The following is a 13,664-nucleotide window of genomic DNA, read 5'->3' on the forward strand; positions in this document are numbered from 1 at the left end:
AAATCGCATGGCTATTTGTGAAAACTTAACCATCTGGTCAGGATTATTCAGGAGGCATGATGAACACACTCGATACGCCGGGGATCTGCCCCGGTCGGCTGACGCCCGCGGAGTATGCCCGTGCGTTCAGCGATTGCGACCCCGCGCTCTCTTCCACACAGGCGGTGCTGGAAGCGGAACGCTGCTACTACTGCTTTGATGCCCCCTGCACCCGCGCCTGCCCGGCGGAGATCGATGTGCCGAGCTTTATTCAGCGCATCGCGCAGAGTAACGATCGTGGCGCGGCGGAAGTGATCCTGCGGGCCAATATTCTTGGCGGCACCTGCTCACGCGTCTGCCCGACCGAAACCCTCTGCGAGCAGGCCTGCGTGCGTAATGCGCAGGATGGCCGTCCGCTGGATATCGCCCGTTTGCAGCGCTACGCCACCGATCGCTTTTTCGCCGCTCCCGGCAAACCGCTGTTTACCCGCGCCGCCAGCAGCGGTAAACGCGTGGCGATTGTCGGCGCCGGGCCTGCCGGGCTGACCGTGGCGCATGCGCTGGCGCTCGCCGGGCATGCGATTGATCTGTTTGATGCCCGCGCGAAAGCTGGTGGTCTGAACGAATACGGTCTGGCCCGTTACAAAGTGACCGGGGATTTTCCGGCGCTGGAAGTGGAGTGGCTGCTGTCGGTAGGCGGTATCATCCTGCATTGCGGCAAAACGCTGGGCCAGCACTTCACGCTGGCGCAACTGCGCGCAGAGTATGACGCGGTATTCCTTGGCACCGGTTTAGCGGGCGTGAATGCGCTCGACAGTGATACGCCAGAGCCGCACGGCGTGCGCGAAGCCGTCGAGTTTATTGCCGAACTGCGCCAGTGTGCCGATCTCAGCCAGATGCCAGTGGGTCGCAATGTAGTAGTGATTGGCGGCGGAATGACCGCGGTGGATGCCGCCGTGCAGGCGAAAAAGCTTGGCGCGCGCGAAGTCACCCTGGTTTACCGCCGTGGCGAAAGCCAGATGAAAGCCTCCCTGAAAGAGCAGCAGTGGGCAAAAGCGTGCGGCGTCACATTGCGCTTTCTCGCCGCGCCGCTGCGCTTTGAGCAGCAGGATAACCGCTTAACTGGCGTCACCTTTTCCCTCATGCAACAGACCGATGCAGGGCTGACGCCTGGCGGTGAAACCTTCACGCTGGCGGCGGATATGGTGCTGAAAGCCATTGGGCAAACCTACGATCCGCGCCCGGCGCAGGGCGTGGCATTAAGCGGCGGGCGCATCGCCGCTGACGAGGCAGGACGCACCTCGCTGCCCGGCGTCTGGGCCGGTGGCGACTGCTGCGCAGGCGGGCTGGATCTCACTGTCGATGCGGTTAAACAGGGCAAAGCCGCCGCCCGCTCCATCCTGCTGGCACTGGCCATTTCACAGGCCGATGCCGCCAATGCCACCTTTTTCCAGGAGCCGTCTCATGGCTGATCTGCATAGTAATTTTCTCGGCATTCACAGCCCCAATCCGTTCTGGCTGGCTTCAGCACCGCCCACCGATAAAGAGTACAACGTCGAACGCGCGTTCCAGGCTGGCTGGGGCGGCGTGGTGTGGAAAACGCTGGGGCTTGATCCGCACGTCGTCAATGTCTGCGGGCCGCGCTACAGCACCCTGCGCGGCGCGGACCGCCGTATTCTTGGGCTGAACAATATTGAGCTGATCACCGACCGCTCGCTGGAGACCAATCTGGAAGAGATCGCGCGGATTAAGCAGCGCTGGCCGGATCGGGCGGTGGTGGTGTCGATCATGGTGCCCTGTGAGGAAGAGGCATGGAAATGGATCCTGCCGCAGGTGGAAGCCACCGGCGCGGATGGCATTGAGCTGAACTTCGGTTGCCCGCACGGCATGAGCGAACGCGGCATGGGCGCGGCGGTCGGCCAGGTGCCGGAGTATATCGAAATGGTCACCCGCTGGTGCAAGCAGTATTGCAGCCTGCCGGTGATCGTCAAACTGACGCCGAACATTACCGATATCCGCTACCCGGCGCGGGCGGCAAAAGCGGGCGGCGCGGATGCGGTTTCTCTGATCAATACCATCAATTCGGTGATGGGCGTTGATCTCGACCAGATGCTGATGACGCCGCACACCGGCAATCAGGGTTCCCACGGCGGCTACTGCGGCCCGGCGGTGAAACCCATTGCGCTGAATATGGTGGCGGAAATTGGCCGCGACGCGCCAACGCGCGGGTTGCCGATCTCCGGCATTGGCGGTATCTCCACCTGGCGCGATGCCGCCGAATTTATCGCGCTGGGCTGCGGCACCGTCCAGGTCTGTACGGCAGTAATGGTGCACGGCTTTCAGATTGTGCGCGACATGATAAGCGGCCTGGAAAACTACATGGATGAGAAAGGGTTTCGCACGCTGGAGGATTTTCGCGGCATGGCGCTGGGCAGCGTTACCGACTGGCGCTACCTCAACCTTAATCACGTCGAAAAAGCCGTCATCGACCAGACAAGCTGCATCAAGTGCGGGCGCTGCCACCTGGTATGCGAAGACACCTCGCACCAGGCGATCTCCACCAGCCTGATGGGCGAGCGCCATTTCGCTGTGCGCGAGGAAGATTGCGTTGGCTGCAACCTCTGCGCCTCGGTTTGCCCGGTAGAAAACTGTATTTCGCTGCGCCACCTGCAACCCGGCGAAGTGGATAAACGCACCGGAAACGTGGTTTCCGACCAGTACGCCAACTGGACAACCCACCCCAATAACCCGATGGCGACCACGGCGTAAACCGGGTCAGGCACAGGAGAAGAGCATGCGTAATGTGTTGATTAAAGGCGGCACGGTGGTCAATGCGGACTGCCAGCGCCGCGCCGATGTGTTGTGCGTTGATGGCCTGATCGCCGCCGTCGGCGACGCCTCACTGTGGGATCTTCCGGCACACACACAAGTCATTGATGCCGGAGGCCTGTATGTGATGCCCGGCGGCATCGATCCGCATACCCATATGAATTTCCCGTTTATGGGTACGACAACGGTCGATGATTTCTACAGCGGCACCGCCGCCGCGCTGGCGGGCGGCACCACGACGATTATCGATTTTGTTATCCCCAATCCACAGCAACCGCTGATGGAGGCGTATCAGCAGTGGCGCGGTTGGGCAGAAAAAGCCGCCGCCGACTACAGCTTCCACGTCGCCATTACCTGGTGGGATGAGAGCGTGCGTGAGGATATGGGGCAGCTTGTACAGCAGGAAGGGGTGAACAGTTTTAAACACTTTATGGCCTACAAAAACGCCATCATGTGCGACGACGAAACGCTGATGAACAGTTTTCGCCGCTGCCTGGAGTTGGGCGCCATGCCAACGGTGCATGCGGAAAATGGCGAGATGGTGTATCTGCTGCAACAGGAGATGCTGAAACAAGGGATCACCGGCCCGGAGGCGCATCCCCTCTCGCGTCCGCCGGAAGTGGAAGGTGAAGCCGCCAACCGCGCGATTACCGTCGCCAGCATTATGGGTGTGCCGATTTATGTAGTGCATGTCTCCTGTCGGGAATCGGCAGAAGCCATTGCCCGCGCGCGCGGCCGCGGTCAGCGCGTTTACGGCGAAGTGCTGGCGGGCCATCTGGTGGTGGATGACAGCGTTTACCGTCACCCCGATTTCGCCTTCGCTGCCGCCCATGTGATGAGCCCGCCGTTTCGCGATAAATCGCACCAGGCTGCGCTGTGGCACGGTTTGCAGTCCGGTCAGCTTCATACCACCGCCACCGATCACTGTACCTTCTGCGCCAGCCAGAAAGCCGCCGGACTGGATAATTTCACCAAAATCCCGAACGGCTGCGGCGGCGTGGAGGAACGTATGATGGTGCTATGGGATGCAGGCGTTAACAGTGGCCGTCTGACGCCGAGTGAGTTTGTCGCCATCACCTCTGCCAATACCGCGCGGCTCTTTAACATCTACCCGCGCAAAGGTGTGATCACGCCAGGCGCGGATGCCGATCTGGTGCTGTGGGACCCGCAGGGCAGCAAGGTACTGTCTGCTGCGACCCACCATTCACGCAACGACTTCAATATTTTCGAGGGCCGCGTCGTCACCGGCGTCCCGGCTTATACCCTCAGCCAGGGCGTGGTGGTCTGGGCTGACGGTGAACTGCGCGCGCGCGAAGGCGCAGGACGCTATATCAAACGCCCGGCCTTCGGACCGGATTTCAGTGCCGCCGCGGTCTGGGAGCGCCATCGTGCGCCGCAGGCCGTGCAACGTTAACCTGGGAGAAAAAAGATGAGTGAAACGATCTCCGCGCCGGACGCCGTGGTTGCGACGGGCGACCTGCGTATTAATGGCCAGCGCCTGTGGCAGTCGCTGATGGATCTGGCGCAAATCGGCGCAACGCCGAAAGGCGGTTGCTGTCGCCTGACGCTCACCGACCTTGATCGCCAGGGGCGCGATTTGGTGGTCGGCTGGGGCAAAGCGGCCGGGCTGTCGGTGGAAATAGACCAAATCGGCAACGTCTTTATGCGCCGCGCCGGGCGGAATAACAGCCTGCCGCCCATCGTCGCCGGAAGCCATATCGATACCCAGCCGACCGGCGGCAAATTCGACGGTAACTTTGGCGTGTTATCCGCGCTGGAAGTGATCCGCACGCTCAACGACAACGGCATTGAAACACAAGCCCCCGTCGAGATGGTGTTCTGGACTAACGAAGAGGGTTCGCGCTTTGTTCCTGTGATGATGGGTTCTGGCGTTTTTGCCGGGATTTTTTCGCTGGAACAAGCCTATGCGGCAACCGATACCGCAGGCAAAACGGTACGCGATGAGCTGTTCAACATTGGCTATGCGGGCGAGCATACGCCAGGCCAGCATCCGATTGGTGCCTATTTTGAAGCGCATATTGAGCAGGGGCCGATTCTGGAAGAGCAGGATGTCGCCATCGGCGTGGTGCAGGCGGTGCTGGGGATCCGCTGGTATGACTGCACGGTTACGGGGATGGAGTCGCACGCTGGCCCAACGCCAATGGTGATGCGCAAAGATGCGCTGCAAGTGGCAACCGGTCTGATGCAGGAAGTGATCACCATCGCCAACCAGTTTGCCCCGCACGGGCGCGGAACGGTGGGCATGGTGCAGGTGCATCCGAACAGCCGTAACGTGGTGCCGGGCAGCGTCACCTTCTCCATCGATTTTCGCAATATGACCGATGCCGAGGTCGATAAAATGGATGCCGCGCTGAAAGCCGTTATCCAGCAAACGGCGCAGAAAACCGGGCTGGATATCGCTCTGCGCCAGGTGTCGCAGTACCCTGCAGCGCCCTTCCATGCCGATTGCAAAGAGGCTGTGCGCCGGGCGGCACAGCAATTAGGTTATTCTCATATGGATATTGTTTCCGGCGCCGGACATGACGCCGTATATATGAGCATGCTGGCACCGACCGGAATGATCTTTATTCCCTGCAAGGACGGCATCAGCCATAACGAAATTGAGTATTCGTCGCCAGAACAGGTGAGCGCCGGTGCCAATGTGTTATTGCATGCGATGCTGGAAAAAGCCGGTGTCGTGGCGCGCAATACCTGATGTCCGTGAGGGAAATAACCCGATTGTCTGCCGTCGGGTTATTTTCTTGCCTCAGTTGCCGATAAATATCGCAATACTGTATGATTCTGCCATTCCGAATTTGACTTAAATTCCCCGGAAGTTTACAAAAGATACTGCCTTCCCCAGCTCCGACTTGCGTCTTTTCCGTTTTCGTCCAGGCTTCCATTTTACCCTGCGGAAAAATGGCGGGGGTTGACCAGGTCAAACTCGCGCATTACCGACTTTTAAAAGATTTGCAGGCATCTGTAAGTGGAGTTTCGCATGTTCTCTTTTGTCGCCCGCCAGGCGATTTTTGATGCAAATATGAACACAGTCGGTTACGAGTTGTTGTTCAGAGACAGTATGACAAACCGGTTTCCCGACGTAACGCCGGAGTACGCGACTGCTCAAATTATTGTGGAACAATTTCTCGGCGCGCCGCTGGGCCGTCTGAAAGAGTACAGCGCTATTTTCGTCAACTTCCCCTATGAATTGCTGGTGCAGGGCATGGCGGAAACGTTGCCGAAAGATAGAGTGATTGTGGAAATTCTCGAAACGGCCAAACCGACGCCGCTGCTGCTGCATACAGTAAAACAGCTTTCTGCGCATGGCTTTCGCATTGCGCTGGACGACTTCGAACTTGGCGATGGCTGGAATGCCTTTCTCCCCTATATCAACATCATTAAATTCGATGTGCGGATAAACACGCCGGAAGAAATAAGCGGCTATATCAAAGACAAAGGCGCCTTACTAAAAGATACGGTGTTTCTGGCGGAAAAAGTCGAAACGCAGGAAGAGTATGAGTGTTTTAAAAATATAGGCTGCACGCTGTTTCAGGGCCATTTTTTCAGCAGACCGGTGATCCACTCCGGCAACAAGCTGATTCAAAACCAGGCCATCACCCTGAAACTGATGAAAGAGGTGAATACCGATTCGCCGGATTTCAGCAAGATCGAGGCGCTATTGAAGCAGGATCTGGCGCTGTCGTTCAAAATCATGCGTTATGCGCAAAATATTGTCTTTAATGCCCGCGGCATTAAACATATCCGCAGCCAGTCGTTAAAAGACATTATTTTCTATCTTGGCACCAATGAGTTGCGCCGCTTTGTGCTGGTCTCCTGCCTGACATCGGTCAATAAAGACGAGACCGATGATATTTATCGCCAGAGCCTGATTCGCGCCAAGTTTTGCGAACTGGCATCGGCGCACTCGATTAGCCGCCACTCCGCAGACGACGCGTTTATCGTCGGCCTCTTCTCACAGCTCGACAACATTTTCGAAATGCCGATGGCGGATCTGATAAGCCAGATCGATATCTCCGCCAACGTCATGCTGGCGCTGCGGGAAAAAAAAGGCACGTTGTACCCTTACCTGCGCCTGATCGAACTCTACGAACAGCACCAGTGGGAAGAGGTCAGCGCCCTTGGTCACCGTCTGGGTTTCAACCGCAGCATGATTGCGGAACTGATTAAAGCGGCAACCAAATGGACCGACGATATTCCTTCTGACAGCCTCTGAGGCCAGGGCAGTACAGAGACGACAGTTTTTTTACACCACGATTTAAGTTTTTCCCTCCGATGGTCGCCTTTTCAGAGAAGACGGAAAAGAGGCACTTTGCACTTTTCATCCTCTTCCCTGAACATCTGGATTGAAACGATGGAAAAACTCACTGTTTATGGCTATCGCCTGGGTAAAAATAGCGAAATAGAATTTGTACCTTTTAAAAAAAGCCTTATCCGCTATGGTTCTGCGGAAAGTAATGTCAGTTTACGGCTAACAATGGCTAATTTGCTGACCTACCTGTTAAGTCATGCAGTTGGCACCGTGGTGGCGGATAAAGCATTACAGATCCAGGTATGGGAAAACCACGGCCTGCGCTGCTCCAGCCAGCGTTTGTGGCAGGTGATGAATAACCTGAAGCGCAAGCTGGAGCAGTTTGATTTACCGGAAGATTTTATAGTGCGGGTGGCGGGAAAAGGTTACATGATCCCTGATGAGATGGTGCTTAAACTTTATTGTCGGGAAGGTTTTTTCAAAACGGATGGCGACGCACGGCTTCAATAAATAAATGGAAGGCATTACTGTGCTGTTGCCGGTTCGGGTAATAGAGAAAATAACCGGGGAAAACCGGGCACCACTCCTCTAACACTTGTACCAGCTCGCCGGATGCCAGCGCATCGTTAACAAGATCCTCAGGCACATAAGCCAGACCAAGCCCGGCACTCGCCGCTTCAACGCACTGCCTCACAGTATTGACAATAAATCGCCCTTTCACTTTAACTTTAATTTCCTGCCCGGCCCTGGCAAATTCCCAGCAATAAATACCTCCGCTCGTCGAGAGTCGAAAATTAATACACTCATGCTGATGTAAATCATCCGGTGTTACAGGCACGGAATGGCGTGAAAAATAGTCTGCAGAGCCGACCACCTTCATACGAAAATCGGGGCTGATGCGTACCGCAACCATATCTTTTTCAATGAATTCTCCTAACCTGACGCCAGCATCAAAACGTTCAGCGACAATATTATTAAAACCATTGTCGATAAACAGTTCGACATTAATTTTTGGCCAGGCCGCGAGGAATTCTTTTACCTTTGGCCATAAATAAGCATCCGCAGCATGTTCGCTGGTGGCAATGCGGATATTTCCCACCGGCGAACTGTTATTACTTGCCAGATCGTTGAGCTTTTCATCAATTTCCCCCAGACGTGGAACAAGGATATTCAGTAACTGTTCGCCAGCATCCGTTGGCGCGACATTGCGCGTGGTGCGGATCAGCAATTTCACCCCCAGACGCTCCTCCAGCGTTTTCACCGAATGACTTAATGTCGATTGGGTAACGCCAAGTCTTGCCGCCGCTTTCGTAAAACTGCACTCACGAGCCACTTCAATAAACGATAACAGATTGACAATATTCTCTCGTAGCATTGATTTTATGCACTATTCCCAACGTTAATTTTTATGTGCAGAAATCCTTTTCAGGCAACTCCCGGCGTCAGCATACGCTGATATTTCGACAAGGGATTTAACACTTCAAGCTATTATTCTTACTAATTGAAATATTGCATGCACACCTAACAGAAATGTCATCAGGCTGTCAGCCTGCTGTTAGAGTTCGTTTTTTTACGTCTATTATTTCGCCGCTGCTTTTATCTATGAATATCGCTCATAAACACAAGCCACATTAATAATAGGTTTATACTTTTCTCGCCACCGGCCTCTTTCAGATTGATAGGGTGGCGCGGTAAAACGCAGCTCCGCTGGTGCGGCGTCATCGGGCTTATTCAATGCGCGGAGTAACGCAGCGTGTCAATTAAACGCGCAAAGGCGGCGGTATGTTGTTTTCGGCTCGGATAATAGAGAAAGTAGCCGGGAAAAGGTTCGCACCATTCATCGAGCACAGTCTCAAGCGTTCCCTGCGCCACCGCATCGGCCACGCAATCTTCCGGCACGAACGCCAGCCCCATTCCGCTGGTTGCCGCATTAATACGCGAAGCCAGATTATTGAAGGTTAATTGCCCTTCGACCCGTACGCGAATCTCCTGTCCGTCTTTAGAAAATTCCCACGCGTATAATCCGCCGAGCGTCGGCAAGCGCATATTAATACAGTTGTGGCTCTGTAAATCATGTGGCGTTTGCGGTTTACCGTAACGCGCAAAATAAGCCGGAGAACCCACCACAACCATGCGCCAGTCGGGGCCAATACGCACCGCAACCATATCTCTGGCAACCTGCTCGCCAAGGCGGATACCGGCATCATAGCGCCCGGCGACAATATCGGTCAGGGTATTATCAATGGTTAATTCAACGTGAACATCGGGGTAGGTTTCGAGAAACGGCTGCAGCGCGGGCCACACGGTGGAATGCAAAGCGTGTTCACCAAGATTGATGCGAATATTCCCCGCCACGCGATCGCGCATATCGGTCAGTGCAATCAGCTCTTCCTCAATCTCTTTAAAACGTGGGCCAATACTATTAATTAATGACTCACCCGCGTCGGTTGGTGCGACGCTGCGGGTAGTACGCGTTAATAAGCGAATTTGCAGTCTCTCTTCCAGCCCGCGAATAGCATGACTAAGCGCCGATTGCGATACGCCTAATTTTGCTGCCGCGCGGGTAAAACTCCGTTCCCGCGCTACCACAATTAAATAGAACAGATCGTTAAAATTATCTTTTAGCATTTCTGCTCCTTTGTCAGATTATGTCATTGCGGGTTATGCTACACTCTGCCTGCCATTAAATATATGTTCATAATTCACGAATCGTGCGGCAAAATGGCTCCAATTGCGAAGCAGGTCACTTGTTTTCATGTTATAGACATCCTCTGAAAACACCTTTAATGAATTTACTTCATAACCTCAAGTAATAATCACCCCTTAATCAGTGCTCATCCAGACGGTAATATCACGGTCGTTATGGCAGTAATATCCCCCACAAAACTGACGAGGTTTTTATGCAACGTTTCACTTTTATCATGGCCACCCTGTTTATTTTAGGCACAACACAACAGGCATTTTCCGCTGAACAAATTAGCGACAGCACAGGTAAACAAAGAATTGGCGTGGTCTCTGTCAGCAATGCGCTGACGCTGGATGAACTGGTGAATCAGCTTGCCGAAAAAGCCGATCGGCAGGGTGCGAGCGCTTTTCGGGTATTATCGACGACCGGCAATAATAAGCTACACGGTGATGCCGAAATTTATAAATAACGGCACGACAATCCCCACAGCTCATTCACCGAAGACGTCTGGAATTTTAATCAACCGGGATTGTGGTTGACAAAAAATCAAGGTTACTAAAAAGGATGCTTCAGTGGTCAAACTCGAACATATCATTGATGAATTACTCATCTGGATTGACAGCAACATTCATAAGCCGCTGAAAATAGAAGATGTGGCACAGCGTTCCGGCTATTCAAAGTGGCATCTGCAACGCGTTTTCTATCAGGTGAAGAATACCAACCTGGCGAATTATATTCGCGACAGAAAACTGGAAATGGCAGCACGAGATTTAATCCAGAGTGACGAAAGCATACTCTCAATTTCGTGGAAATATGGCTTCGACTCGCAACAGTCGTTCACCCGTAGTTTTGCAAAAAAATACCGTTTACCGCCCTCCCGCTTTCGGCGTTTAAACGGCAAGACAGAAACCTCCCACGCACCAGTTTGATTCTGCCTGCCCTTTGCTTTCGAGGACTCTTTGATGTCGATTTTTTCATCAGCCGCCCCATTTTTGCCTGGGTGCTGGCGATTATTGTGATGCCTGCGGGCATCGCATTGGCGTCGGCAATACCGCTGTCGGTTCGTCGTCAGCGATGTGCGCATGGTTTGATCCCAACAAACTCACCCCGGCGGAAGAGCTCACCAATATTCTGCTGAAAGTGAACCGCGATGGCTCACAGGGGGTTGCAGGATGTCGCTCGCATCGAACGCAGTGGTGAAAATCCACGGCAACCCCGTCAGCGCCGGTAATTCAACCGGAGAGCGGCGTGAAGACGATGGACACACGCGAAGCCACGATAAGGACGACGAGTCATTTCAAGCCAGAGGCCGGAATTTCCGGCCTTTTTTATTTTCCGCTATTTTAATTTATATTAATTATATTTACCCATGCAGCAGCGGCAGATATTTAAAAATCAAATATCCGCTATTAGCGGCAAACCAAAATAGCCACCTGATCAACCCTGCAAATTTAAAAGCACATATTGCCAATAAAACTCCCGGGGAATACCCCGGGGATATTAAAAAATAAGCAATAGACAACTAAAAAAATGCAATGAGGTTAATAAAACGCTGTTAACTTACCCCACTTACGGCGCAAAAATATTATCGATATGTGCGATAAAAAATAGTTCAACCGAATCAATGTAAATATTTATCAATCTGTGCTAAAAACAATTTACATATTTACAGACACGGATCCCCGGTGATAAACAGTGTGGTACAACCTGAATTAACCATGAATCATTTTCATAAATGGTGGCGGATTCTTGTTGCTATTAAAAAACAGTGGCAATTTCTAAGGGTTTATTTATATGAAAATTTCTCAACTGAGTCTTTTAGTCTCTGCTGCAGTGCTGTGCTCTTCTGTACAGGCTGCGGAAATCTATAATAAAGACGGTAATAAGTTAGACTTATATGGTTTGATTTCAGCAGAACATTATTTTTCTGATAATAGCGGCTGGAATGGCGACCAGACTTATATGCGTCTTGGCTTCCGTGGTGAAACACAAATCAACGACCAACTGACGGGTTACGGCCAGTGGCAGATGCATATCGATGCCAATAAATCCGAAGGCGATACCAATACACCGCGTACTCGTTATGGTTTTGCTGGTTTAAAATTCGCCAATTATGGCTCACTGGATTACGGTCGTAATAAAGGCGTTTTGTATGACTCACTCGGTTATACCGATATGCAGCCTGAGTTCGATGGCATGACCTACGGTTCCGATCAGTTTATGTTCAGCCGTGGTAATGGCATGCTGACTTACCGCAATACTGATTTCTTCGGCCTGGTCGATGGTCTGAATTTCTCCCTGCAATATCAGGGTAAAAATGACGGCGCGGGTGAATCTGGAGCCGGTCGTAATGTGCTGCGCCAGAATGGCGACGGCTACGGTATGTCGCTGGAATATAACATTGGCGCAGGCGTAAGCGTTGTCGGCGCGATGAGTTCTGCCGATCGTACTAATGCACAGAATGATACAGCCAATATTTATGGCAGCGGCAAACGCGCAGAAGCCTATTCCGGCGCAATCAAATATGACGCCAATAATATTTATCTGGCAGCCATGTTTACTCAGGCTTATAACGCTTCACGCTTTGGTAGCTCATCCAGCGATACGCAGACTTTCGGTTATGCTAACGAATCGCAGATTTTTGAAGCCTATGCCAGCTATCAGTTCGACTTTGGCTTACAGCCGTTCGTTGCGTATAACGCGCTGAAAGGCAAAAAAATCGGCAGCAATACCAGCGGTGTTAGCTACGGTGATGAAGATATCGAAAAATATGTTGACCTGGGTGCAACTTACTATTTCAACAAAAACTTCAATATGTTCGTCGATTATAAAATTAACCTGATCGATGACGATAAATTCACCGATGCGGCTGGCATCAATACCGATGACGTTGTCGCTGTAGGTATGGTTTATCAGTTCTGATTATGTACAGAGGCGGCGCTCGCCGCCTCTTCTTTTCCCCGCTGATTTTGTATTCTTCCCTATGCGTAACCTCTTTTTATTAAAAGAATTGTTGAGTTTTGTTATCTGACAAGTTCGTAATTTTCAGGTCAGAATCCTGTCAGCCTCGCCGCGTAAAATAGCAGCTGTAAAGACGATTTATTTACTTCTGTATAGTATGAGGTGGTTAAGATGAAAAAGGTTACAGCAGCGCTTTTCGCAACGAGTCTGGTTATTTTCTCTACGGCAACCTGGGCAGCAACTCAAGTGACCTCGGCTGCCGGAATGCAGCCGATTGGCAGCGTCTCCGTTTCCGGTGCCGATACCTTAAGCGACCTGCAACACCAGTTGAATCAGAAAGCAACGCAAGAGGGTGCCAGCAGCTTTAAAATCGTTTCTGCCGGTGGCGATGATAAATATTACGGCGTTGCGACGCTGTATAAATAAGCCGCAGGCCGGATATCCGGCAACCGGTGAATGAAAAAAGGGGGGCCAGCCGTGCCCCCCTTCTCTTTTCGCATCCTGAAAAGCCGTTATACGATTCGCTTGCCTGCGGCATCCACAACCTGCTCGCCATCTTCTTTCGTGAATGCCCCTTTTTGCTGACCGGGCAGAATATCCAGCACCACTTCCGAAGGACGACACAGCCGCGTCCCCAATGGCGTCACCACAATCGGGCGATTAATCAGGATCGGATACTGCAGCATAAAATCGATCAACTGCGGATCGGTGAATGTCTCCTCCGCCAGCCCCAACTGCTCGTAAGGCGCGACGTTTTTACGCAGCAGCGCCCGCACCGAAATGCCCATATCCGCAATCAGCTTATTCAGTTCATCGCGCGACGGCGGCGTCTCAAGATAGAGAATAATGGTCGGCTCTTCGCCGCTGTTGCGGATCATCGCCAGCGTATTGCGTGACGTGCCGCATTCCGGGTTGTGATAAATAGTGATGTTGCTCATA

The 13,664-nt window shown here is 52.8% G+C and carries 14 protein-coding genes; 11 read left to right on the plus strand and 3 right to left on the minus strand.

The genetic code is table 11. From position 1 onward, the window contains the following. The first annotated feature begins 56 nt into the window (after positions 1 to 56). The 6 genes from DK872_RS04630 to DK872_RS04655 all read left to right on the plus strand — a co-directional run bounded on the left by DK872_RS04630 (position 57) and on the right by DK872_RS04655 (position 7,588). Positions 57 to 1,451, plus strand: a complete 1,395-nt coding sequence (locus DK872_RS04630; protein ID WP_237656154.1) for an NAD(P)-dependent oxidoreductase — start codon at positions 57 to 59, stop codon at positions 1,449 to 1,451. After that, the gene (preA, locus tag DK872_RS04635) at positions 1,444 to 2,748 is read left to right on the plus strand and encodes an NAD-dependent dihydropyrimidine dehydrogenase subunit PreA (RefSeq protein WP_071920441.1); all 1,305 of its coding nucleotides are present in this window, start codon (positions 1,444 to 1,446) and stop codon (positions 2,746 to 2,748) included. Before DK872_RS04630 ends, preA begins: the two co-directional genes overlap by 8 nt. A 25-nt stretch (positions 2,749 to 2,773) precedes the next feature. Then, positions 2,774 to 4,222 carry a dihydropyrimidinase gene (hydA, locus tag DK872_RS04640; protein ID WP_072438331.1) on the plus strand — a complete coding sequence of 483 codons (1,449 nt, stop codon included), beginning with the start codon at positions 2,774 to 2,776 and terminating at the stop codon, positions 4,220 to 4,222. Between the two features lie 15 nt (positions 4,223 to 4,237). Next, a complete protein-coding gene (locus tag DK872_RS04645; RefSeq protein WP_051643971.1) occupies positions 4,238 to 5,524 on the plus strand; it encodes a Zn-dependent hydrolase in 1,287 nt (428 codons plus the stop codon). A gap of 282 nt (positions 5,525 to 5,806) precedes the next feature. Continuing rightward, positions 5,807 to 7,042: an EAL and HDOD domain-containing protein gene (locus DK872_RS04650; protein WP_161518076.1), complete on the plus strand. Its 1,236-nt coding sequence runs from the start codon at positions 5,807 to 5,809 to the stop codon at positions 7,040 to 7,042. Positions 7,043 to 7,180: 138 nt separating this feature from the next. Continuing rightward, positions 7,181 to 7,588 (plus strand): helix-turn-helix domain-containing protein, encoded by a 408-nt coding sequence (locus DK872_RS04655; protein ID WP_035886088.1) that lies wholly within the window; start codon positions 7,181 to 7,183, stop codon positions 7,586 to 7,588. Here DK872_RS04655 and DK872_RS04660 read toward each other — a convergent pair. Together DK872_RS04660 and DK872_RS04665 are read right to left on the minus strand one after the other, a co-directional pair. Then, positions 7,557 to 8,453: a LysR family transcriptional regulator gene (locus DK872_RS04660; RefSeq protein WP_161518077.1), complete on the minus strand. Its 897-nt coding sequence runs from the start codon at positions 8,451 to 8,453 to the stop codon at positions 7,557 to 7,559. The two genes, DK872_RS04655 and DK872_RS04660, sit on opposite strands and share 32 nt — an antisense overlap. 356 nt (positions 8,454 to 8,809) lie before the next feature. Further along, entirely contained in the window at positions 8,810 to 9,706 is an 897-nt protein-coding gene (locus tag DK872_RS04665) for a LysR family transcriptional regulator (RefSeq protein ID WP_007373726.1), read from the minus strand. A 272-nt stretch (positions 9,707 to 9,978) separates the two neighbouring features. Here DK872_RS04665 and DK872_RS04670 point away from each other — a divergent pair, with 272 nt between their 5' ends. The 5 genes from DK872_RS04670 (at position 9,979) to DK872_RS04690 (ending at position 13,151) form a co-directional block, all read left to right on the plus strand. Further along, the gene (locus tag DK872_RS04670) at positions 9,979 to 10,233 is read left to right on the plus strand and encodes a YdgH/BhsA/McbA-like domain containing protein (RefSeq protein WP_007373725.1); all 255 of its coding nucleotides are present in this window, start codon (positions 9,979 to 9,981) and stop codon (positions 10,231 to 10,233) included. A gap of 103 nt (positions 10,234 to 10,336) precedes the next feature. After that, complete coding sequence (locus tag DK872_RS04675) at positions 10,337 to 10,693, plus strand: helix-turn-helix domain-containing protein (RefSeq protein ID WP_007373724.1); 357 nt, start codon at positions 10,337 to 10,339, stop codon at positions 10,691 to 10,693. 243 nt (positions 10,694 to 10,936) lie between these two features. Continuing rightward, positions 10,937 to 11,275, plus strand: a complete 339-nt coding sequence (locus tag DK872_RS04680; protein WP_072438324.1) for a hypothetical protein — start codon at positions 10,937 to 10,939, stop codon at positions 11,273 to 11,275. A gap of 283 nt (positions 11,276 to 11,558) precedes the next feature. Further along, the gene (gene ompC / locus DK872_RS04685; protein WP_007373721.1) at positions 11,559 to 12,686 is read left to right on the plus strand and encodes a porin OmpC; all 1,128 of its coding nucleotides are present in this window, start codon (positions 11,559 to 11,561) and stop codon (positions 12,684 to 12,686) included. Between the two features lie 210 nt (positions 12,687 to 12,896). Further along, on the plus strand, positions 12,897 to 13,151 hold the full coding sequence (locus DK872_RS04690) for a DUF1471 domain-containing protein (protein WP_007373720.1): 255 nt from the start codon (positions 12,897 to 12,899) through the stop codon (positions 13,149 to 13,151). Positions 13,152 to 13,237: 86 nt separating this feature from the next. On the opposite strand, the gene arsC is transcribed toward DK872_RS04690, so the two are convergent. Continuing rightward, complete coding sequence (gene arsC, locus DK872_RS04695) at positions 13,238 to 13,663, minus strand: glutaredoxin-dependent arsenate reductase (protein WP_007373719.1); 426 nt, start codon at positions 13,661 to 13,663, stop codon at positions 13,238 to 13,240. Position 13,664: the final 1 nt, after the last annotated feature.

This window comes from Kosakonia sp. MH5, from assembly GCF_009935945.1.
In the GTDB taxonomy this organism is placed as follows: domain Bacteria; phylum Pseudomonadota; class Gammaproteobacteria; order Enterobacterales; family Enterobacteriaceae; genus Kosakonia; species Kosakonia radicincitans.

Excerpts from the sequence above, each read along its gene's own strand:
- DK872_RS04630 (WP_237656154.1), top strand. The coding sequence starts at position 57 with ATGATGAACACACTCGATACGCCGGGGATCTGCCCCGGTCGGCTGACG.
- preA (WP_071920441.1), top strand. The coding sequence starts at position 1,444 with ATGGCTGATCTGCATAGTAATTTTCTCGGCATTCACAGCCCCAATCCG.
- hydA (WP_072438331.1), top strand. The coding sequence starts at position 2,774 with ATGCGTAATGTGTTGATTAAAGGCGGCACGGTGGTCAATGCGGACTGC.
- DK872_RS04645 (WP_051643971.1), top strand. The coding sequence starts at position 4,238 with ATGAGTGAAACGATCTCCGCGCCGGACGCCGTGGTTGCGACGGGCGAC.
- DK872_RS04650 (WP_161518076.1), top strand. The coding sequence starts at position 5,807 with ATGTTCTCTTTTGTCGCCCGCCAGGCGATTTTTGATGCAAATATGAAC.
- DK872_RS04655 (WP_035886088.1), top strand. The coding sequence starts at position 7,181 with ATGGAAAAACTCACTGTTTATGGCTATCGCCTGGGTAAAAATAGCGAA.
- DK872_RS04660 (WP_161518077.1), bottom strand. The coding sequence starts at position 8,453 with ATGCTACGAGAGAATATTGTCAATCTGTTATCGTTTATTGAAGTGGCT.
- DK872_RS04665 (WP_007373726.1), bottom strand. The coding sequence starts at position 9,706 with ATGCTAAAAGATAATTTTAACGATCTGTTCTATTTAATTGTGGTAGCG.
- DK872_RS04670 (WP_007373725.1), top strand. The coding sequence starts at position 9,979 with ATGCAACGTTTCACTTTTATCATGGCCACCCTGTTTATTTTAGGCACA.
- DK872_RS04680 (WP_072438324.1), top strand. The coding sequence starts at position 10,937 with ATGTCGCTCGCATCGAACGCAGTGGTGAAAATCCACGGCAACCCCGTC.
- ompC (WP_007373721.1), top strand. The coding sequence starts at position 11,559 with ATGAAAATTTCTCAACTGAGTCTTTTAGTCTCTGCTGCAGTGCTGTGC.
- DK872_RS04690 (WP_007373720.1), top strand. The coding sequence starts at position 12,897 with ATGAAAAAGGTTACAGCAGCGCTTTTCGCAACGAGTCTGGTTATTTTC.
- arsC (WP_007373719.1), bottom strand. The coding sequence starts at position 13,663 with ATGAGCAACATCACTATTTATCACAACCCGGAATGCGGCACGTCACGC.